At 70.8% G+C, this 19,058-nt stretch carries 17 protein-coding genes and 2 pseudogenes; 7 read left to right on the top strand and 12 right to left on the bottom strand.

From position 1 onward, the window contains the following. Nucleotides 1–56: 56 nt before the first annotated feature. From OG520_RS16580 to OG520_RS16565, 4 genes are all read left to right on the top strand, one after another. Nucleotides 57–1,040: an ATP-binding cassette domain-containing protein gene (locus tag OG520_RS16580; RefSeq protein WP_406013661.1), complete on the top strand. Its 984-nt coding sequence runs from the start codon at nucleotides 57–59 to the stop codon at nucleotides 1,038–1,040. Beyond that, nucleotides 1,027–1,914 carry an ABC transporter permease gene (locus OG520_RS16575; RefSeq protein WP_406013660.1) on the top strand — a complete coding sequence of 296 codons (888 nt, stop codon included), beginning with the start codon at nucleotides 1,027–1,029 and terminating at the stop codon, nucleotides 1,912–1,914. The genes OG520_RS16580 and OG520_RS16575 overlap by 14 nt, the downstream gene beginning before the upstream one ends. Nucleotides 1,915–2,114: 200 nt before the next feature. After that, the gene (locus tag OG520_RS16570; RefSeq protein WP_399327057.1) at nucleotides 2,115–2,708 is read left to right on the top strand and encodes a TetR/AcrR family transcriptional regulator; all 594 of its coding nucleotides are present in this window, start codon (nucleotides 2,115–2,117) and stop codon (nucleotides 2,706–2,708) included. 62 nt (nucleotides 2,709–2,770) lie between these two features. Beyond that, nucleotides 2,771–3,217: a hypothetical protein gene (locus OG520_RS16565; protein ID WP_406013659.1), complete on the top strand. Its 447-nt coding sequence runs from the start codon at nucleotides 2,771–2,773 to the stop codon at nucleotides 3,215–3,217. Between the two features lie 37 nt (nucleotides 3,218–3,254). Here the strand turns inward: OG520_RS16565 and OG520_RS16560 are convergent, their stop codons facing one another. Continuing rightward, nucleotides 3,255–4,061, bottom strand: coding sequence for an HAD family hydrolase (locus OG520_RS16560; RefSeq protein ID WP_406013658.1), 807 nt, complete (start codon nucleotides 4,059–4,061; stop codon nucleotides 3,255–3,257). Between the two features lie 467 nt (nucleotides 4,062–4,528). On the opposite strand from OG520_RS16560, the gene OG520_RS16555 reads away from it, so the two are divergent. Next, the gene (locus OG520_RS16555; RefSeq protein WP_406013657.1) at nucleotides 4,529–5,440 is read left to right on the top strand and encodes a nitroreductase/quinone reductase family protein; all 912 of its coding nucleotides are present in this window, start codon (nucleotides 4,529–4,531) and stop codon (nucleotides 5,438–5,440) included. A 117-nt stretch (nucleotides 5,441–5,557) separates the two neighbouring features. Next, on the top strand, nucleotides 5,558–5,947 hold the full coding sequence (locus OG520_RS16550; protein WP_406016497.1) for a VOC family protein: 390 nt from the start codon (nucleotides 5,558–5,560) through the stop codon (nucleotides 5,945–5,947). Nucleotides 5,948–5,990: 43 nt separating this feature from the next. On the opposite strand, the gene OG520_RS16545 is transcribed toward OG520_RS16550, so the two are convergent. The 10 genes and pseudogenes from OG520_RS16545 to OG520_RS16500 all read right to left on the bottom strand — a co-directional run bounded on the left by OG520_RS16545 (nucleotide 5,991) and on the right by OG520_RS16500 (nucleotide 16,486). Continuing rightward, nucleotides 5,991–6,845 (bottom strand): urease accessory protein UreD, encoded by an 855-nt coding sequence (locus tag OG520_RS16545; protein ID WP_399327065.1) that lies wholly within the window; start codon nucleotides 6,843–6,845, stop codon nucleotides 5,991–5,993. After that, on the bottom strand, nucleotides 6,842–7,537 hold the full coding sequence (gene ureG, locus OG520_RS16540) for an urease accessory protein UreG (protein ID WP_399327067.1): 696 nt from the start codon (nucleotides 7,535–7,537) through the stop codon (nucleotides 6,842–6,844). The genes OG520_RS16545 and ureG overlap by 4 nt, the downstream gene beginning before the upstream one ends. Before the next feature lie 26 nt (nucleotides 7,538–7,563). Then, nucleotides 7,564–8,238, bottom strand: coding sequence for an urease accessory protein UreF (locus OG520_RS16535; protein WP_406013656.1), 675 nt, complete (start codon nucleotides 8,236–8,238; stop codon nucleotides 7,564–7,566). Nucleotides 8,239–8,350: 112 nt separating this feature from the next. Next, a complete protein-coding gene (locus OG520_RS16530; protein ID WP_399327763.1) occupies nucleotides 8,351–10,318 on the bottom strand; it encodes an urease subunit alpha in 1,968 nt (655 codons plus the stop codon). Between the two features lie 68 nt (nucleotides 10,319–10,386). Further along, nucleotides 10,387–10,692, bottom strand: a pseudogene (locus OG520_RS16525) (urease subunit beta); the annotation flags it as partial. Nucleotides 10,693–10,896: 204 nt separating this feature from the next. After that, nucleotides 10,897–11,190: pseudogene (locus OG520_RS16520) on the bottom strand (urease subunit gamma); the annotation flags it as partial. A gap of 534 nt (nucleotides 11,191–11,724) precedes the next feature. Continuing rightward, the gene (locus tag OG520_RS16515) at nucleotides 11,725–12,516 is read right to left on the bottom strand and encodes a DUF2785 domain-containing protein (protein WP_406013655.1); all 792 of its coding nucleotides are present in this window, start codon (nucleotides 12,514–12,516) and stop codon (nucleotides 11,725–11,727) included. Between the two features lie 363 nt (nucleotides 12,517–12,879). Beyond that, nucleotides 12,880–14,457: an FAD-dependent monooxygenase gene (locus OG520_RS16510; protein ID WP_406013654.1), complete on the bottom strand. Its 1,578-nt coding sequence runs from the start codon at nucleotides 14,455–14,457 to the stop codon at nucleotides 12,880–12,882. Nucleotides 14,458–14,529: 72 nt separating this feature from the next. Continuing rightward, nucleotides 14,530–15,507, bottom strand: coding sequence for an EamA family transporter RarD (rarD, locus tag OG520_RS16505; protein WP_406013653.1), 978 nt, complete (start codon nucleotides 15,505–15,507; stop codon nucleotides 14,530–14,532). 118 nt (nucleotides 15,508–15,625) lie between these two features. Next, nucleotides 15,626–16,486 carry an SDR family oxidoreductase gene (locus tag OG520_RS16500; protein WP_406013652.1) on the bottom strand — a complete coding sequence of 287 codons (861 nt, stop codon included), beginning with the start codon at nucleotides 16,484–16,486 and terminating at the stop codon, nucleotides 15,626–15,628. Between the two features lie 170 nt (nucleotides 16,487–16,656). On the opposite strand from OG520_RS16500, the gene OG520_RS16495 reads away from it, so the two are divergent. Then, complete coding sequence (locus OG520_RS16495; protein ID WP_406016496.1) at nucleotides 16,657–17,016, top strand: winged helix-turn-helix transcriptional regulator; 360 nt, start codon at nucleotides 16,657–16,659, stop codon at nucleotides 17,014–17,016. A 27-nt stretch (nucleotides 17,017–17,043) separates the two neighbouring features. Here the strand turns inward: OG520_RS16495 and OG520_RS16490 are convergent, their stop codons facing one another. After that, nucleotides 17,044–18,999 (bottom strand): APC family permease, encoded by a 1,956-nt coding sequence (locus tag OG520_RS16490; RefSeq protein ID WP_406013651.1) that lies wholly within the window; start codon nucleotides 18,997–18,999, stop codon nucleotides 17,044–17,046. Nucleotides 19,000–19,058: the final 59 nt, after the last annotated feature.

Below are 19,058 nucleotides of genomic sequence, written 5' to 3'. Positions count from 1 at the left end.
ACGCTCCGTACGGCGGGGCGGTCCGCCATCGCCTGCCCGACCCATGGGGAGTACGCATGACAGAGTCCGGGACCGTCGTCGAACCGAGGGCGGTCACCGAGCCGGGAGCCGTGATCGAGACCCGGGGCCTCACCAAGCGGTACCGCGGCGGCCAGCTCGCCGTCGACGGCCTCGACCTCAGCGTCCCCGGCGGCAGCGTCTTCGGATTCCTCGGCCCCAACGGCTCGGGCAAGACCACCACCATCCGGATGCTGATGGGCCTGATCGACCCGACGTCCGGCACCGCGCGGCTCCTGGGCCACACCATGCCGGGCGCCGCCCGCACCGTGCTCCCGCAGGTCGGCGCGCTGATCGAGGGGCCCGCGCTGTACGGCTTCCTGAGCGGCCGGGACAATCTGCTGCGGTACGACTCCGCCGACCCGACCGCCGATCCGCGTACCCGCCGGTCCCGGGTGGGCCACGCCCTGGACCGGGTCGGGCTGGCCGCGGCGGCCGGGAAGAAGGCCAGGGCGTACTCGCTCGGCATGAAGCAGCGCCTCGGCCTCGCCGCCGCCCTGCTCCAGCCGCGCCGCCTGCTCGTCCTCGACGAGCCGACCAACGGCCTGGACCCGCAGGGCATGCGGGAGATCCGCACCCTGGTCAGGGAACTGGCGGCGGACGGCACCACCGTCTTCCTCTCCTCGCACCTCCTCGACGAGATCGAGCAGGTCTGCACGCATGCCGCGGTGATGGCCAGGGGCCGGCTGATCATCCAGGGCCCGGTCGCGGAACTGGCGGCGGGCGCCCGCGGCCGGCTGGCCGTCACCACCCCCGACCCGGGCGACGCCGCCCGGGTCCTCAAGGAACTGGGCGTCACCGGGATCGCGGTCGACGGCGACCGGGTGACCGCCGAGGCCCCGCCGGGCGACGTCGAACTCGCCGACCTCAGCGCGGCGCTGGTGCACGCCGGCGTACGCCTGAGGTCCTTCGGTATCGAACGGGCCTCGCTGGAGGACGCCTTTGTCGCACTCACCGGAGAGGGTTTCGATGTCGCAGGCTGAAACCGCAGTCGCCGGGGCGGGGAGGGCACCGAGTCCGCTGTGGACCTTCGGCATCCTCCGCTCCGAACTGACCACCACGCTCCGCCGCTGGCGCACCCTCGCGCTGCTCGGGGTGCTGGCCGCCGTGCCCGTGCTGATCGGGATCGCGGTGCGGATCGAGACGAACCACGGCTCCTCGCCCGGACCGGGCGGCGGCGGGGGAGGCCCGGCGTTCCTCTCCCAGGTCACCAACAACGGCCTCTTCCTGGTCTTCGCCGCCCTCGCCGTGACGCTCCCGGTCTTCCTGCCGATGGCCGTCGGGGTCGTCGCGGGGGACTCGGTCGCGGGCGAGGCGAACGCGGGAACGCTGCGCTATCTGCTGGTCGCCCCCGCCGGACGGACCAGGCTGCTGCTGACGAAGTACGCCTCGGTGCTGGTGTTCTGCCTGGTCGCGACCCTGGTGGTGGCCCTCTCCGCGCTCGCCGTGGGCGCGCTGCTCTTCCCCGTCGGCGAGGTCACGACCATCTCGGGGACGCGGATCGGGTTCGGCGAGGGGCTGCTGCGGGCCGGACTGGTCGCGGTGGTGGTCGCGGCGTCGCTGGTCGGGTTCGCGGCGATCGGCCTGTTCGTCTCGACCCTCACCAGCAGCGGCATCGCGGCCATGGCCGCCACCGTCGGGCTGCTGATCACCGTGCAGATCATGGACGGCATCCCGCAGTTGAGCGGGATGCATCCGTATCTCTTCCCGCACTACTGGATGTCGTACGCGGACCTTCTGCGTGACCCCGTCCACTGGGACGAAGTGGTCAAGAACCTGGGGCTTCAGGGCCTGTACGCGGCGGTGTTCGGCTCGGCGGCCTGGGCCCGTTTCACGGCGAAGGACATCACCGCCTGACGCACGGGGTGCAACACCCCACTCGCGCCGTCGGCCGGGCGAGCCGTCCCCCGATCGGCTCGTCGCGGCACGAACGGCACGAACGGTGCGAACTGCAGGAACGATACGACACGGCACGTTCCGTTTCCGCCTGGGTATTGTTCGACCTCTGGCGACACACTGTCAACAAGGGTCGGCTCGAACACGCTTATGCTCACCGAATGATCACATCGCCGAGTTCGCAGCGTCGCAGCGAGAGATCACGAAGGGCGACCCTGGAGGCCGCTCTCGAACTGTGCACGGAGAAGGGGTACGGCCGCGTCACCGTCGAGGCCATCGCGGCCAGAGCGGGTGTCAGCAAGAAGACGATCTACCGCTGGTGGCCGTCAAAGAGTGCGGTGATCCTGGAGGCCTTCACCGACGCGCTGGTCGGCACGACGCCGTTCGCCGACACCGGCGACATCGCCGCCGATCTGCGGGCCAATCTGATGGGCGGGGTGAAGCTCATCTCCACGCCGCCCTTCGGCCCCGCGTACGCCGGGATCCTCTCCGAGATGCACCACGACGACGCACTCGCGCAGACCGTCCGGGCGAAGCTGGTCGACCCCCGCTTCGATGAGGCGGTCGCCCGCCTGCGCCGGGCCCAGGAACAGGGGCAGATCCCGCCGGACGCCGATCTTCCGCTGGCCGTGGAGATGCTGTACGGCCCGATGTACTACCGCCACCTCCTGCGCAAACCGATACAGGGCGAGGAGGAGATCGCGGCACTGGTCGCCCATGTGCTGCGGGCGATCGGGGTGCCGCCGGAGCCGTGAGGGCCGGGCGGGACGCACCGGGGCCGGGCCGACTGTCAGACGCGCGTGCGAGCATGCGGCGCATGGGAAACCTGTACGACTACTTCAGCGCACCGGACGACCCGACGGCCAGGGCGACCTTCGACCAGGGTGTCGAGGCGGCCGGTCTCCCCCTGCTCCCGGTCAAGGGCATCGACCCGTACGTGCAGTTGGGCCAGGCCGAGAGTCTGCTCACCGGCACGCCGTACGACGACGTCACGTCGCTGCCGCGCTTCAACCGGCTGCTCAGCTCCCCCGAGGACGACTCCCGCTGGCTGGTCACGCTCACGGACGAGCTGCGCGACGCCTTGGCGGCCGCGAGGCCCGGCGGGTTCACGGCGGTGGCCGAGGCCTGGTCGCACATCGAGGAGTTCGGAGGCGAATCCCCGCCCGGCGAGCTGGCCGACTTCCTGAACGAACTGGCGGACCTGGCCGAGGAGGCGCGGGCCCGCCCCGAGCCGCACCGGCTCTACTGCCTCATGTCGCTCTGACACCCCGCCATCCGATCCGAGGTCACCCGACAGGCTCTCAGCCGAACACCCGCTCCAGCACCTCCGCGACGCCGTCGCCCTCGTTCGACGACGTCACCTCGTCCGCCGCGTCCCGCAGCTGCGGATGGGCGTTGGCCATGGCCACGCCGTACCCGGCTGTGCGGAACATCGGCAGGTCGTTGGGCATGTCACCGAAGGCGATCGTGGAGTCGGCGGCCACGCCGAGGTATTCGGCGGCCAGCGCGAGCCCGGTCCCCTTGTCGACGCCGTACGGCTGGAGCTCGACCGTGCCGGGGCCGGAGAGCGTGACGGTGGCGAGATCGCCGACGGCATCACGGGCCGCCCCGGCCAGCGCGTCGTCCGTGAGCTCCGGGTGCCGGATGAGCACCTTGACGACCGGCGCGGACCACAACTCGTGGCGGTGCCGGGTCCGTTGGGCGGGCAGTGTCGGATGGGGCATCGCATACCCCGGCTCGATCAGGGTCCGCCCCTCGGGCCCGTCCTGGTCCACGGCCGCGAAGACCGGCCCCACCTGGGCCTCGATCTTGCCGAGCGCGGTGTCGGCCGCCTCCCGGTCCAGGGTGAGCGCACGCACCAGCCGCCCGGACCCGGCGTCGTACAACTGGGTCCCCTGACCGCACACCGCCGGTCCCCGGTAGCCCAGTTCGGCGAGCAGTCCGCGTATCCCGGGCACGGGGCGCCCGGTGACCACGAGATGCCGGGCCCCGGCGCGGGCGGCCAGGGCGAGTGCGGCGCGGGTGCGAGGACTCACGGTGTCGTCGCGGCGCAGCAGGGTGCCGTCCAGGTCGGTGGCGACAAGGGCATATGCGGGCGGGATGGGCATGGCACAAGACTAGGGTCTTTCGTTTGGGTCAGGCCGGATCAGGGAGCGGGGTCCGGTGCCGTGCATCGCAACGCGGAGGAGGGAGTCGACGCGGCGCGTCGGCGACCGACGACAACGCGGCGAGGCGCGGTGCCGGGGCACGCGAGCCCGGCCTGACCCAAACGAAAGACCCTGGGAGCGTCCGGAGCGCGGACGGGCGCGCGTTGACAGGCCCCCGCCGGGGTGCGTGTAATGAACCCGGTGTCGCGTGACGCCGGCCAAAGAGCAGTGGGCCGGCCGGTGCTCGGGCGAACACCCTTCACCGAGGGGCCCGTCATGAGTTCATACTCCGCGCCCGGTATCTGACACACCCGTACCCGACGCAGCGGCGACCGCTGGTCGCACTCTCCCCTTCCGCATGCCCCGGCACCGTGCACCGTCATGGGCCGCGCATCGCGATCACCCGTTCCCACGGAGACACAGAACGTATGCCCACACCTTTCAATCAATCCGTCATCGAGGAGTTCCGCGCCAACGGCGGTAAGGTCGGCGGTCCCTTCGAAGGCGGGGACCTGCTCCTGCTGACCACCACCGGCGCGAGGTCGGGGAAGGAGACCACCACCCCCCTCGGCCACGTCCGCCACGGCGACGCGCTGCTGGTCATCGGCTCCAACCTCGGCGCCCCGCACCACCCCGACTGGTACCACAACCTGCTCGCCCACCCCGTGGTCCGGGTGGAGCTCGGCACCCGTACGTTCCAGGCCCTCGCGGTCCCCGCGGAGGGGGCGCGGCGCGAGGAACTGTTCGGTCACGCGGTGAAGGCCGCGCCCGGTTACGCCGACTACCAGGCCCGGACCACCCGGCTCCTCCCGGTCGTGGTGCTGGAACGTGCCGAGCCCGACGGCTGGGAGGCCCCGCGCGAGGTCAGCACCCTCGCCGACAAGGTGATGGAGGTCCACACCTGGCTGCGGGGCCAGTTGCGCCAGGTGAAGGCGGAGGTGGACGCCCACTTCGTCGCACGGGCCGCCCACCGGGGCCCCGGCGCGCCACCTGTTCCCGGCCTCGGGTTGCAGATCAGGCAGCGCTGCCTGGCGTTCTGCCAGGCGCTGGAGTTCCACCACACCAGCGAGGACGCCCACCTGTTCCCCGGCATCGCCCGCTACCACCCGCACCTGACGGACACCTTCGCCCGGCTCGCCGACGAACACCGCACGGTCGCCCGCATCCAGGGCGAGCTGGCGGCCCTGCTGGCGGACATCGGCATCGCCGAACCCGAGCGCTTCCGCGCCGAATTGGACAGGATGTCCACGGAACTGAACGCGCACCTCGACTACGAGGAGGAGCAGATCGTGCCCTTGCTGGCCGGGGTCCCGTGGCCGCCGGCTCCTCCGGCCCCGTGAATCGAATGCATCGAAGCGAAGCGACCGAACCGAAGCGACCGAACCCAACCGAACCCAACCGAACCCAACCGAAGCGAACCGAACCGCTTCCGAGCGGTGAAAGGCTGTGCCGTGCGAGTGAGAGTCAAGGACTTCGACCACCTGGTGCTCAACGTGCAGGACGTCGAACGATCCCTGGAGTTCTACTGCGGTCCCCTCGGCCTGGAGCCGATCAAGGTGGACGAGTGGCGGGCGGGGGAGTGCCCGTTCCCGTCGGTGCGGGTCAGCCCGACGATGATCATCGATCTGCTGGGCCGACCGCGCCATGAGTCGAACGTCGACCACATCTGCCTGGTCGTCGAGCCGCTGGACTGGCAGGAGGTGATCGACGCGGGCGCCTTCACCGTGCTGGAGGGCCCGGTCTCCCGCTCCGGCGCCCGGGGCGAGGCGCAGTCGGTGTACGTCCAGGACCCGGACGGCAACACCGTCGAGCTGCGCTGGTACCCGCAGGACGTGGTGGGGGACTGACCGGCCGGGCGGGGCGGGAACGGCGGGACCCGAGCCCTCTGCACTACTCGCCGAGGGCGTGCCTGAGCGCTTCGTCGAGCAGTTCCCGCAGAGCCGAGGAGGACGGGGCGACAGCGGTGGCGAGCAGCGCCGGGCCGCCGGCCAGAGGCGCGAGGACCGCACAGCCGTCCTTGATCCCTTCGCGGAGCAGGACGGGGGCACGGCTGACGTCCAGCTCCGGGTTCACGACGAGGAGTTGGCCGACGGCGCGGTGTCCGTCCAGGACCGAGGGGCCGTCCCACCCGGGCGCCGGGTCCCCGTAGGCGGTGCGTTGGTCGAGCAGCAGGCGGCCGGCGTGGTGGACCCGGATGCGGCTGACGAGGCGGCCCGGCTCCTCGTCGGCTCTGCCCAGGATCTGCTCCTCGCGCAGCAGCAGTCGCGAGGTCGCGGCAAGGCTGACGGTGCAGGTCTGGTGCAGATTGCTGCCGGCGGCGCTGATCAGCGGCTGTGGCAGCCAGCGCAGGCCGGCGTGCTCCCCAGCGGTCAGCCGTACGTCGTAGGTGGCCGGCGCGGTGGTGGGACCGCGGAGGGCGAGCGTGGCGGCGGCCGTGGTGACCTCCAGTTCGGCTCGGTCTTCGGCGGTGATGTCGAGGGCGAGTCGGTCGCCGCCGAGCGGGGCGCTCATCGCACCGATGATCCCCACCGTGGCAGCCCGTCCGCCGGTACGCATGCGGCGCAGATGGAACGGGCCGTCACTGCGCAGCTGCGGGAGCGTGGTGACGCGTCCGTTGTACGTGGCCCGGATGCGGGCGGTGGCATGCACACCGTCCGGGTGTCCGGGGGATGCCTCGGTGTCGGCGGCGGGGACGGCGGGATCGAGCGGGGTATCGGGCTCGGCGAGTCGGGAGCCGGAGCTCATGCCGCCGCCTTCGCACGCCACCGGGTGAGGTGCCCGGTGATCCAGTCGGCGATCTCGCGAATGCCGTCGTCGGAGGTGAGGCTGGTGAAGACGACGGGAAGGGCGCCGCGTTGCCGTTCGGCGTCGGCTGCCATGGTGGCGAGGTCGGCACCGACGTGCGGAGCGAGGTCGGTCTTGTTGACGACGAGGAGGTCGGCGGTGGTGATGCCGGGTCCTCCCTTGCGGGGGATGTCGTCGCCGCTGGAAACGTCGATGACGAAGATCTGCACGTCGACAAGGCCCTTGGAGAAGGTGGCGGTGAGGTTGTCGCCACCGGACTCGACGAGCACGAGATCGAGGGGGTCGAGGGTCTCGTCGAAGTGCTCGACGGCCTCCAGATTGGCGGAGATGTCGTCCCGGATCGCGGTGTGCGGGCAGGCTCCGGTCTCCACCGCGGTGATCCGCTCGGGCGGCAGCACGGCCTCGCGCAGCAGGAACTCGGCGTCCTCGCGGGTGTAGATGTCGTTGGTGACGACGGCGAGGGAGAGTGTGTCGCGCAGCGTGCGGCAGAGCGCGGCGACGCTGGCGGTCTTGCCGGAACCGACGGGACCGCCCAGGCCGACGCGGAAGGCGCGGAGGCTGCCGTCCGCGCGCAGCGGCTCGGCGCTGTAGGTGTGGCGGTGGGGCATGGTCACGGGGTGATCGAGGTGCATGGAAGCTCCAGGGGGTGTGGGTAGGTTCAAGAGGCGAAGAGCCGCACGGTCCAGGCGGCGTGCTGTTCCGCGGTGATGTCCAGCAGCGGAGAGGACGCCGACGGCAGGGCGTCAAGACCTTCGGTCTCCACGCGGGCCGCCGCGCCGGCGGCGTTCGCAGCGACGGTGTCGACCTCCGTGCTCAGGCGTGCCAGCAGCCACGAGGCGGCGAGGGGATCGAGGCTGAGCAGGCGCACCGCTGCGGTGGCCGGGCCGCCGACGGCCTCGTACGCTGCGGCACAGGCGGCGTCCTCCGGGGTGAGCCCGGCGGCTCGGGCGGCGATGCCCTGGACAATGGGCTGATGGGCACCCTGGGGTCGCTCGGCGGCCAGCCGGTCGAGTTCGGCGGACGGGAAGGTGGCGCGTGCCGCGCGCATCATCTGCCGGCCGAGCTTGCGGGCCACGGCGCGCAGCGCGGGGACGGGGGTGCGTGCGTCGGCGGCGTCGTCCAGCATCAGGGGGTCGCATCCGGCGGCGGCCGCGGCAGCCAGGCCGGCCGTGGTCAGACCGGTGGTGTGCAGGCGCCCGCGGCAGAAGGCTTCGAGGCTGTCGATGTCGTGTACGGCTTTGTGGGCGACCGCGGCTTCGACGCCGCCGGAGTGGGCGTACCCGCCGGCAGGGAAGCGGCCGTCGGCCAGCAGGAGCAGTGCGGCACGGCTCATGGGCGATCCGGCTGCCTTTCGCGAGGTCGGATGGCGCAGTGGTCCGGGCAGGCACGGGTGCCTGCCCGGACCACTGCTGCGGTGACGGCGTCGCCGTCCGGGCAGAGGCCGGTCAGAAGAGGAAGTACCGCTGAGCCATGGGGACTTCAGTGACATACGATCGCGGCACGGTCGCTCCGTTGAGTTCCGTGCGGGCGTCCCCCGTGGTCGCACCGCCGATGGTGACCTCGAAGCTGTTGTGGTCGACGTGGAGACTCTCCGGCACCGTGTCGTTCAGCTTCATGTCGGCCTTGGTGACGTCCCGGATGCTCGTCGAGATGTCCATGAACTTCTTGCCGAGGCCGAGCCCACCGGTCGTCATCTCGGTGACGTTCCCGCCGCTGTCCTGGACAGTGACGACTCGCGAGTTGAGCTCGTCGGCCACACCCGGTGCCACGAAGTTGTACGAGTTGCTCAGGGGGGAACGGCCGGTGGAGCCCCAGACCGGTCGCGGCAGGAAGGGCTGAGGTGTCGTGATCGATGCGTTGGCGTCGCCGACCTGCGCGTAGGCGAGCTGCCCGCCCTTGAGGACCATGTGCATCTTGACGCCGAAGAACTTCGGCTCCCAGAGCACCAGGTCGGCGAGCTTCCCGGTCTCCACGGAACCGACGTGACCGTCGATGCCGTGAGTGATCGCGGGGTTGATCGTGTACTTCGCGACGTAGCGGCGCGCCCGGTAGTTGTCGTTCGGGATCAGCCTCTCCGCGTTGTGGGAGTGGTCGGCGTCGTCCGCGATCGGGCGGACCTTCGCGTTGGCGAGGTCCTCCTGCAGAGGGCCGTATCGGGATTTCATGACGTGTGCGGTCTGCCAGGTGCGCATGACCATCTCGCCGATGCGTCCCATCGCCTGGGCGTCGGAGGACATCATCGAGATGGCGCCCATGTCGTGGAGGAGGTCCTCCGCGGCCATGGTGGACGGCCGGATGCGGGAGTCGGCGAAGGCCATGTCCGCCGGAATGTCCGGATTGAGGTGGTGGCAGACCACCATCATGTCGACGTGCTCCTTGACGGTGTTCACCGTCAGGGGGCGGGTCGGGTTGGTCGAAGCGGGCAGCACATTCTTCTCTTTGACCAGTTCGATCATGTCCGGGGCGTGGCCACCGCCGGCGCCCTCGACGTGGAAGATGTGGACGGAACGCCTTCTGCCGTCTCTTGTGAAGGCGTCGCGGGTGCTGTCCAGGAAGCCGGATTCGTTCAGCGAGTCGGCATGCAGGGCCAGCTGGACCTGACGGCTTTCGCACACGTCCAGTGCCGCGTCGATCACGGCGGGCGTGGCTCCCCAGTCCTCGTGGACCTTGAACCCGATGACGCCTGCGTCGACCTGTTCGTTGAGGGCATCCGCGTTCACCGTGCTGCCCTTGCCGAGCAGGCCGATGTTGACCGGGTACGCGTCCAGGCCTTCGAAGACCCGGGTGATGTGCCACTTGCCCGGGGTCACGGTGGTGGCCGTGCTGCCCTCGGCGGGGCCGGTGCCGCCGCCGATGAGCGTGGTCACGCCCGAGGCGAGGGCCTCGTGGATCTGCTCCGGACAGATGAAATGGACGTGGGTGTCCACACCTCCCGCGGTGAGGATCCGCCCGTTGCCGGAGATGACCTCGGTGTTCGGACCGACCACGAAGTTCGTCGGCTGCACCGTCTCCGGCAGCTTGTCGCTCGGGGACGTACGGTCCGGCATCTCGAACTCGTCGTCCGGGATCGGGTCCATCGTCTCGGGGTTGTACGCCTTGCCGATCGCGACGATCGCACCGTCGCGGAGCCCGACATCGGCCTTGACGACACCCCACCAGTCGAGGATCAGCGCACCGGTGACGACCGTGTCCACGGGCGTGCGGCCTTCAGCGTCCCCGTCTCTGGGGATGTGGGACATTCCCATCGACTCCCGGATCACTTTTCCGCCACCGAAGATCATCTCGTTACCGCTGTGCTTCGGACCGCCGCTCCAGTCCGCCTCGATCTCGATGGTCAGGGCGGTGTCGGCCAGACGGACGCGGTCCCTGGCGGTGGGCCCGTACAGAGCGGCGTAATCGGCCCGCTTCAGCACGTTGCTCGGCGCCGCGTTCTCCGGCGACCTCGCCGACCTGCTGCTGGGCGGGGTGGATTTGTTGTTGCTCACCGGTGCGCCACCTCGCGCAGTCCCTTGACCTGCCGATCCCCCTGGATCTCCACCAGCTCGACGCAGCACTCGTCGCCCGGCTCGAAGCGCACGGACGTACCCGCGGCGATGTTCAGCCGCCGCATCCGCGCCGCCTCGCAGTCCCTGAGCTCCTGGGGCGACTCCAGTTCCGGACCGGAAGGGACCTCGACCCTGAGGACTTTCAGCCCCGGGTTGACGTCGGCGAAGTGATAGTGGGAACCGACCTGGACGGGGCGGTCCGACATGTTCTTCACCCTGATCCTCGTCCTGCCCTCACCCGGCAGCGTGGTGGCGTCCTCCTGCAGGTCTGCGTTGAACTCGATCGCCTTGTACCAGGACTCCGCGTCCCGGCACTTGTCACAGCACGACGGCGCATCGTTGCCACTGCCGCCGTCGCAGTCGACCGGGCAGCCCGGCTTGCGGGGCGGCCGGGGGTGCTCGACCTTGCCCGGGTGGACCTCGGGCTCCTCGGTTGCCTCCGGGAAGGGATCGTGGATGGTGACCAGCTTGGTGCCGTCCGGAAAAGTGGCCTCCACCTGAACGTTCTTGATCATCTCCGGAACGCCGACCATCACTTCGTCCCGGCTCAGCAACTGCCGGCCCGAGTCCATGACGTCGCTGACTGTTCGGCCGGCCCGTGCCTGCTCGAAGACGTGCGCCGTCAGCAGGGCCATCACCTCGGGGTAGTTGAGGAGCAGCCCGCTGCTGCGGCGCCGTTGCGCCACGTCAGCCGCCACATGGATCAGCAGGCGCTCCTGCTCATGCGGAGTCAAATGCACGATGAGCCATTTCTCTTGAACGGGCAGGGCCAGCGGCCGGGCCTGCGGAAGGACACGGAGCACGTCCTCGGGTGGCGCCGGTCGCTCACCGATCATGAGCGGCAGAGTTCATCGAGTAGGACACGTCACCTGATCGCGTACACGATCAGGTGAAATCGAGTCGGGCGGTGTGCAGTCTCTGGCCTTCCGGCCGTATAAGCCGAGGCTGCCGAAGCGTTCGGACGGTGCCGAACTCCGGCAGCTCAGGCGCGGGCCGCACACGTGGCCGGACCCCTGTACCAGCGGCGGCCGGCCGAGCTGAGGGCGCAGGACACGTCCGGCTGCGTCCGGCACTGACCAGAAAGGTTCCGTCCCCTCGTCCGGGCCGCATGCCCCGGACGAGGAACTCGTTGCCTTCAGGGTCGGTGAGCGCCGTGTAGGTGCCGCCCTGCTCCGCGTCCCGCCGGTCTCCTTGAGGAAGCGGTTGGTGTCCCTGTCGTGGTAGCCGAGAGCGTTCGCGACGACGGGGCAGGCAGTTCGAGGAGCCGCCGTCGGTCAGCGTCTGACGATCCGGTCGAGGACGGTGGCGATGCCGGACTTGACCGCGTCGCGGTGGTGGAGGGGTTCTGCGGGCAGTTCGCTGGTGGGGCGCACGCCCCGGTCGGCGAGGATGTAGAGCAGGCGAAGGGTGCGCAGGCAGTTGCTGATGTGAGCGGGCACCGGGGTGCTGATGCGGTCGGCTCCGAAGCGGTCGGCGATCGGATCCAGCCAGCCGACGGCATCGCGTTCGCTCAGGTCGGTGCGGGTGAGGACCCGGGCGATCGCCCGCGCCAGGCGGTCGTCCTCCATCTGGTCGTAGACGTGGCCGGTGGGCGCCGTCAGCCGTGCGGCGGCGAGGTCCAGCATCCGTACCGGCGCCACCTCGGGGTGGCGACCGAAGCCGGCAAGCAGGTCCGCGCCGTGTGCCACCGCGTGAAGCCAGCCGAGCGTCTCGTCGTGGCCGCGCAGATCCTGCTCCGCCGGGTACCACTGCTCGAACGCGTCCACCCAGCCGGCCTTGAGGTCCCCCGAGGTCACCAGCATGTTGAGCACGAGGGGTGCGAAGGTGCGCGCCTCGACCTGCGGGTCGGTGAACCGGGTGGCCATCTCGTCCCCCAGCTCCAGCCGCCGGGACGTCCCGATCGCCCCGCGGGCGATCCAGGTCGCGAGGACGGTGTAGGGCGCGCCGTCCCGGACCAGCGGATCGGGATCTGCCAGGGCACGGGACAGCTCGCGGACGAGGTCGTCCAGGGGCCGGTCAGCGGGCACGGCACAGTCGGCGGCCTCGACGTTCTTCCAGTTGGTCATGGCGGGCAGAGTAGGTCCTTGCCGTTGCCGCACGCCTGCGAATTATGTCCAGGTATCCGCCTCGACCCGTCAACTGCCGGACCGGACTCGGTAGTTCTGGCGTCCGTATCACCCTGCCGCCGAAGCCGGACAGGGTGATGCGCAGCGACTCGGTCCAGCGCGCGGTCGCCACGGGTCCGTGACCGGCCGAAGCCGGACCACTGGTCACGCGGCGCTTGGAACATGGAACGAAAACCGGCGCTGAGCCCAGCGTCCGGATCACCCTCGGCCGGTCGTCGTCGAGGCCACCGTCGAGCTCCACGCCCGGCCGGCCACCGACCCCGGAGCCCGCGCAGCACCCGCAGCCGCAGGGGCTCCCCGTCGTCAGGCCGTACGGCCCAGGCGGTCGAGGTAGTCCCCGACCGCCCCGCTCTCCGGGGCCGGGGCGATCAGGGCCACGTGGTTGTCGGGGCGGACCAGGACGAGGAGGCCGGTACCGGGCTCGGCGCCGTACGCGGTGCGGGCGTGGCCCGCGTCGTCGGTCAGGTCGTGCGGGGCTCCCGCGTCCACTCCGTACGCCCGCACCGCGTCGCCGTACGCCGCTTCCGCCGCCCGCAGGGCCTCCGCCGTGTCCGGGCCGAAGCCCAGCAGGGTGAAGTGCGGGCCCGCGAACGCCTCGAACAGACGGGTCGGCGCGCCCGTTCCGGCGTTGCGGCAGGGGGCGTCCGGGGCGCGGTCGCCCGCCCGCAGCCGGGGGGTGGAGCCGGTGGTGGAGAGCGAGCTCCAGTGGTAGCCGAGGCCCAGGCCCGCCGTGTCCCCGGAGATCGCCGAGTCCAGGCCGCCGCTCGGCTGCCGGATCGCTTCGAGGGTCGCCCGCAGTCGCTCGGCGGTGATGTCCAGCGTCCAGGAGGCCACGGGCAGCCGCTCCTCCTCGTAGGTGTCCAGCAGCCCGGGTGCCGACCGGTCTTCGACGACCCGGGCGAGCTTCCAGCCCAGGTTGAACGCGTCCTGGATGCCGGTGTTCATGCCCAGCCCGCCCGCGACGGAGTGCACATGCGCCGCGTCCCCGGCCAGGAGCACGCGGCCCACCCGGTAGCGGTCGGCCATGCGCTCGTTGACCCGGTACGTGGACAGCAGGGTCGCGTGCGACAGCCGGTCGCCCGGGAGTCCGGTGTGCTTGGCGAACAGGCGCTGGAAGCTTTCGAGGGACGGCGGCACAAGGGCTCCCGCCGCGTCCCGCTCCGGTCCCGCCTGGAACCACCAGCCCGTGCGCGTACCCGGGATCGGGCACAGCAGCACGGCCCCGTCCTCGTCGAACCACTGGTGCCAGATGCCGCGGTCGAGGCCGTCCACCTCCACGTCCCCGCAGACCATCGACTGCTCCTCGGCCGTCTTCCCCTCGAACGGGACGCCGAGCAGTTTGCGCACCGCGCTGTGGCCGCCGTCGCAGCCCACCACGTACCGCGCCTCGATGCTCCGGCCGTCGGCGAGGGCGACGGTCACGGACTCGGGCCCCTGCGACAGGCCGACCGCCTCGGAGCCGAGCTCGACGTGCACGCCGTACTCCGCGAGGCGGTCCCGCAGGATCTCCTCCAGCTGCCACTGGGCGATCAGCGCGCCCCGGTCGTACGGGACGTCCGGCGTCGGGTGCGAGGACTCGAACGGGTCGGCGTCGGCGACCGGCAGTCCGTTGCGGTACTTGCGCATGATCAGCGGTGCCGATCCCACGGCCAGGACCCGGTTGACGACGCCCAGGTCCTCCAGCACCTCCAGGGAGCGGGGGTTGGGGCCCTTGGCCCGTGAACTGCGCGGGAATTCGGGGGACTTGTCGATGATCCGTACGCCGACGGAGCGCCGTGCCAGATCGCAGGCGAGGGTCAGGCCGGTCGGACCCGAACCGACGATCAGTACGGGGTCGGGGTCGGGGTCGGGGGTGGCGGCGGTGGGTGCGGTTGCGGGCATGAGAGCTCCTCGGTCACGGTCCATGGACATCCAGAGAAACGCAACTGAGTTAAAAAAGCAACCAGGTAACGACTACAGCTTTATCTGTGGAGCGGGCTCGTCGGCCGGTGGATTCGGCCGCGTCGCCTGCTGCGCGGCCTGCCGTGCCTCGCGCACCTGGGCCCTCGTCCGCCGTGCCGTCCGGAACGCGTCCCAGGTCAGCAGGGTGAGCGCCAGCCACACCAGGGCGAACCCGGCCCACCGCTCCGGCGGCATCTCCTCGTGGAAGTAGAGGATGCCGAGGACGAACTGGAAGACCGGTGCCAGGTACTGCAACAGGCCCAGTGTGGAGAGCGGTACCCGGATCGCCGCCGCGCCGAACAGGATGAGCGGGACGGCCGTGACGAGGCCCGCCGAGGCCAGCAGTGCCGCGTGGCCCGCGCCGTCGGAGGCGAATGTCGACTCGCCCCGGGCGCCCAGCCACAGCAGATAGCCGAGCGCGGGCACGAACATCACGGCGGTCTCGGCGGTGAGCGACTCCAGGCCGCCCATGTTGACTTTCTTCTTCATCAGTCCGTACGTCGCGAAGGAGAACGCCAGGGTCAGCGAGATCCACGGCGGCCGCCCGTAGCCGATCGCCAGGACCAGCACTGCCGCGAAACCGGTGCCGACCGCCACCCACTGCACGGGGCGCAGCCGTTCGCCGAGGAGCAGGACGCCCATCGCGATGGTGACCAGCGGATTGATGAAGTAGCCGAGCGACGCCTCGACGACATGGCCGTTGTTCACGGACCAGATGTACAGGCCCCAGTTGACCGTGATCGTGGCCGCGGCCACCGAGATCAGACCGAGCTTCCTCGGCTGCCGGAGCAGCTCGCCGATCCAGGACCAGCGGCGCAGCACCAGCAGCGCGATGGCGACGAACCCGAGGGACCAGGCCATGCGGTGGGCGAGGATCTCGATGGCGCCGGCCGGCTTCAGCAGCGGCCAGAAGAGCGGGACGAGCCCCCACAGGCCGTAGGCGCCGATGCCGGACAGGAGTCCCGCCCGTTCTTCGTTGATCCCCTTCACGGGCCCTCCATGCGTGTCTGCGTCAACTGCACGACGGTAGCGCCGGGAAGGGCCCCGTGTCATGGCCGTATCGCAATACGGTCATGACATGGGGCCCCTGAGGTGTGGGGGAGCGGTGTTACGCCGCTGCCACCGCGGCGGCCACCGTCTCGGCGAGCGGCGTCGTCGGACGGCCGATCAGCCGGGCCAGGTCGCCGCTCGTGGCGGCGAGCAGGCCGCGCCCGATCGCCTCGTCGACGTCGACGAGGATCGCCGCGAAGCCCTCGGGCAGGCCGGCGCCGACCAGGATCTCCTGGTGCACGGCGGCCGGGACGTTCTTGTACGCGATCTCCTTGCCGGTGGCGGCGGCGACCGCGGCCGCGTACTCCGCGAACGACCAGGCGACGTCGCCGCTCAGCTCGTAGACCGCGCCGATGTGGCCCTCGCCGGTCAGCACGGCGGCGGCCGCGGCGGCGTAGTCGGCGCGGGTGGCGGAGGCGACCCGCCCGTCGCCCGCGTTGGCGACGACGGCGCCGTGCTCCAGGACCGGGGCGAGGTTCGCCGTGTAGTTCTCGGTGTACCAGCCGTTGCGCAGGAAGGTGTGGGGCAGCCCGGAGTCGAGGATCAGCTGCTCGGTGACCTTGTGCTCGTCGGCCAGCTGGAAGTCGGCGTCGGGGCCGCCCAGTACGCCGGTGTACGCGAGCTGGGCGACGCCCGCCGCCTTGGCCGCGTCGATGACCGCGGTGTGCTGCGGCACGCGCCTGCCGACCTCGCTGCCGGAGATGAGCAGGACCCGGTCGCCGGCCCGGAAGACGTCCTTGAGGGACTCCGGCCGGTCGTAGTCCGCGACGCGCAGTTCGATGCCCCGGGCGGCGAGCGGGGCGGCCTTCTCCGCGTTGCGCACGACGGCGGCGATCTCGCTCGCGGGCACGGTGGCCAGCAGCTCCTCGACGACGAGACGGCCGAGCTCTCCGGTGGCTCCGGTGACGACGATGCTCATGGGGTTTCTCCTCCTGGGTGGCACTTGTGGCACTTGTGGCACTTGTCCGTGTTCGGGCTCGTACGACTCACTGTAGGGGGTGCACTAACCAATCGAAAGTACCCACTTTGAAGTAAGGTACTGGTGTGAACGTGAGTGAACCGGCCGTGCGGCCCGACGTGAACCGGCCGATGTGCCCCTCCCGGCTGGTGCTCGAACATGTCACCAGCCGCTGGGGCGTCCTGGTCCTCGCCGCCCTGCTGGAGCGCTCGTACCGCTTCAGCGAGCTGCGCCGCGAGGTGGGTGGCGTCAGCGAGAAGATGCTGGCCCAGACCCTTCAGACGCTGGAGCGTGACGGCTTCGTGCACCGGGACGCGAAGCCGGTGATCCCGCCGAGGGTCGACTACACGCTCACCGACCTGGGCCGGGAGGCGGCCGAGCAGGTGTGGGCGTTGGCCCGCTGGACCGAACACCGCCTGGACGCGGTGCGGGCGGCGCGCGAGACGTACGACGAACGGAAGGCGCACGCCCTGCAGGGCAAGTCCCGCTGAGGCACACGCCCCGTAGGGCCCGCACGGTCAATCCGGCTGAGGTGCCTGTCCCTCCTCCAGGGTGCGCAGCGCGCGCGACACGTCGAACGGCAGGATCGTCACCGCCACGTGCGGCAGCTGCCCCAGCGCCTTCGCCATCTGCTCGCCCGTGCCCCGGTGCAGCAGCTTCCCGAGCACATTGGCGTACAAGCGCCGCGGCACCAGCACCGTCAGCGAGGTCCGGCCGTCCTCCGTGGTGCGGGTGGCGAGCTCCTTCATCGCGTGGCGCAGCCGCCGGTCCGGGCACTCCACCAGTTCCAGGGAGACGGAGGTGGCGGCCGTCGCCTCCCATTGGGCGGCCAGCCGTCTGCCGTGCGCCTCGTCGATCGCGAAGTGCACGGCCCGGATCTCGTCCGGGTGCAGTTCGTGCGCGTACCGCAGTGCCTTGATCGTCGCCAGGTCCAGCGTCTCGACGAGGACGAAGACCAGATGGCGCAGGCCCAGGGGCCGGTCGGCCCCCGGCGGCTGGAGGCTCTGGAGCGCCGCGGCCTCGCGCCGGTACTCGCGGTTGATCCGCGTCAGCGCCCACACACCGAGCGGGAAGATCACCACGACCAGCCAGGCGCCCTCGGTGAACTTGGTGACCGCGAAGATCAGCACGACGGCGGCCGAGATGACCGCGGCGAGCCCGTTGACCGTGATCTTGACCCGGCGGAACCGCTCCCGGCGCCGCAGGTGGTACGCGGTGAGACCGGCCCCGGCCATGGTGAAGGCGGTGAACACGCCGATCGCGTACAGCGCCACCAGCTTGTCCACGCTGGCCCCGGTGGCCAGCAGCAGTGCCAGCGAGACGACGGTCAGCGCGATGATGCCGTTGGAGAACGCGAGCCGGTGCCCGCGCCGGGTCAGCAGCCGCGGCAGGAACCGGTCCTCGGCCACGAAGCTGGCGAGGAACGGGAAGCCGGTGAACGGTGTGTTGGCGCCGGTGTAGAGGACCAGTGCGGTCGCCAGCTGTACGAAGACCAGCCCGGCCGTCCCGAACAGCCCGCCGCCGAAGGCGAGATGGGCCTCCTGCGCGATGACGGTCGGAGTGCCGTCGGTGTAGGGAACGGCATGGGTGAAGTGCGCCAGCGTGGAGACGCCGAGGACCAGGACGCCGAGCACACAGCTCATGGTGATCAGGGTGCGGCGGGCGTTGCGGCCCTGCGGTTCGCGGAACGCGGAGATGCCGTTGGAGATCGCTTCGAGCCCGGTGAGGGACGAGCCGCCGTTGGCGAACGAGCGCAGCACGATGAAGAGCGAGGCGCCGTAGAGCCAGCCGTTGCCCGGGGTGCCGAGCGGTACGACCCCGGCGGCGTGCAGATCGGCGCGCGGCAGCTCGCCCGTGAGCCCGCGCACCGCGGCGACGACGAGGACGAGACCGACGGCGGCCATGAAGAGATAGGCGGGCAGCGCGAAGGTCCGGCCCGCCTCGCGGATCCCGCGCAGATTCCCGTACGCGAGCAGCGCGATGACGCCGACGGAGACCGGGAGCTGGAGGTGGTCGAGGCCGGTGAAGGCGCCGCCGGCCAGATGGGCGAGCGAGATCAGGGCGTTGGTGCCCGCCGAGACCTGGACGGCGACGGTGACGATGTAGTCGACGAGCAGTGCCACGGCGGCGATCTGCGCGATGTTCGGCCCGAAGTTCTCCCGTGCGACGACATAGGACCCGCCGGCCCGGGTGTAGATCATGACGACATCGCTGTAACAGAGCGTCAGAAGCAGCAGTACCAGCAGGATCGCGCCGGTCACCGGCATCAGAAGAGTGAAGGCGGCGGCTCCGACGACGGGTACGAGAACCCGGAGCATCTCCTCGGAGCCGTACGCGGACGAACTGATGCAGTCGGAGGCGAGCACGCCGAGCGCCGTCCGGTTGTTCAGCTTCTCCTCGCTGATGCGCTCGGTGGTGAGCGGCTTGCCGAGCAGACGCCGCTTGATGCGGTACACGGGACGGTCGAGGCTCATGGCCACATCGTGCGCGGTGGCCGGCCGTACCCCCGGTACGCAATCGCCGGACGGGCCGA

This window comes from Streptomyces sp. NBC_00984, from assembly GCF_045162475.1.
Taxonomy (GTDB): domain Bacteria; phylum Actinomycetota; class Actinomycetes; order Streptomycetales; family Streptomycetaceae; genus Streptomyces.
This window is presented reverse-complemented; position numbering and strand designations above follow the sequence as displayed.

What these genes read in the sequence shown, in the direction of transcription:
- OG520_RS16570 (WP_399327057.1), top strand. Translation starts at nt 2,115, where the DNA reads ATGATCACATCGCCGAGTTCGCAGCGTCGCAGCGAGAGATCACGAAGG.
- OG520_RS16555 (WP_406013657.1), top strand. Translation starts at nt 4,529, where the DNA reads ATGCCCACACCTTTCAATCAATCCGTCATCGAGGAGTTCCGCGCCAAC.
- ureG (WP_399327067.1), bottom strand. Translation starts at nt 7,537, where the DNA reads ATGCACCTCGATCACCCCGTGACCATGCCCCACCGCCACACCTACAGC.
- OG520_RS16580 (WP_406013661.1), top strand. Translation starts at nt 57, where the DNA reads ATGACAGAGTCCGGGACCGTCGTCGAACCGAGGGCGGTCACCGAGCCG.
- OG520_RS16515 (WP_406013655.1), bottom strand. Translation starts at nt 12,516, where the DNA reads ATGACCAACTGGAAGAACGTCGAGGCCGCCGACTGTGCCGTGCCCGCT.
- OG520_RS16490 (WP_406013651.1), bottom strand. Translation starts at nt 18,999, where the DNA reads ATGAGCCTCGACCGTCCCGTGTACCGCATCAAGCGGCGTCTGCTCGGC.
- OG520_RS16500 (WP_406013652.1), bottom strand. Translation starts at nt 16,486, where the DNA reads ATGAGCATCGTCGTCACCGGAGCCACCGGAGAGCTCGGCCGTCTCGTC.
- OG520_RS16545 (WP_399327065.1), bottom strand. Translation starts at nt 6,845, where the DNA reads ATGAGCTCCGGCTCCCGACTCGCCGAGCCCGATACCCCGCTCGATCCC.
- OG520_RS16510 (WP_406013654.1), bottom strand. Translation starts at nt 14,457, where the DNA reads ATGCCCGCAACCGCACCCACCGCCGCCACCCCCGACCCCGACCCCGAC.
- OG520_RS16565 (WP_406013659.1), top strand. Translation starts at nt 2,771, where the DNA reads ATGGGAAACCTGTACGACTACTTCAGCGCACCGGACGACCCGACGGCC.
- OG520_RS16535 (WP_406013656.1), bottom strand. Translation starts at nt 8,238, where the DNA reads ATGAGCCGTGCCGCACTGCTCCTGCTGGCCGACGGCCGCTTCCCTGCC.
- OG520_RS16560 (WP_406013658.1), bottom strand. Translation starts at nt 4,061, where the DNA reads ATGCCCATCCCGCCCGCATATGCCCTTGTCGCCACCGACCTGGACGGC.
- OG520_RS16575 (WP_406013660.1), top strand. Translation starts at nt 1,027, where the DNA reads ATGTCGCAGGCTGAAACCGCAGTCGCCGGGGCGGGGAGGGCACCGAGT.
- OG520_RS16495 (WP_406016496.1), top strand. Translation starts at nt 16,657, where the DNA reads ATGTGCCCCTCCCGGCTGGTGCTCGAACATGTCACCAGCCGCTGGGGC.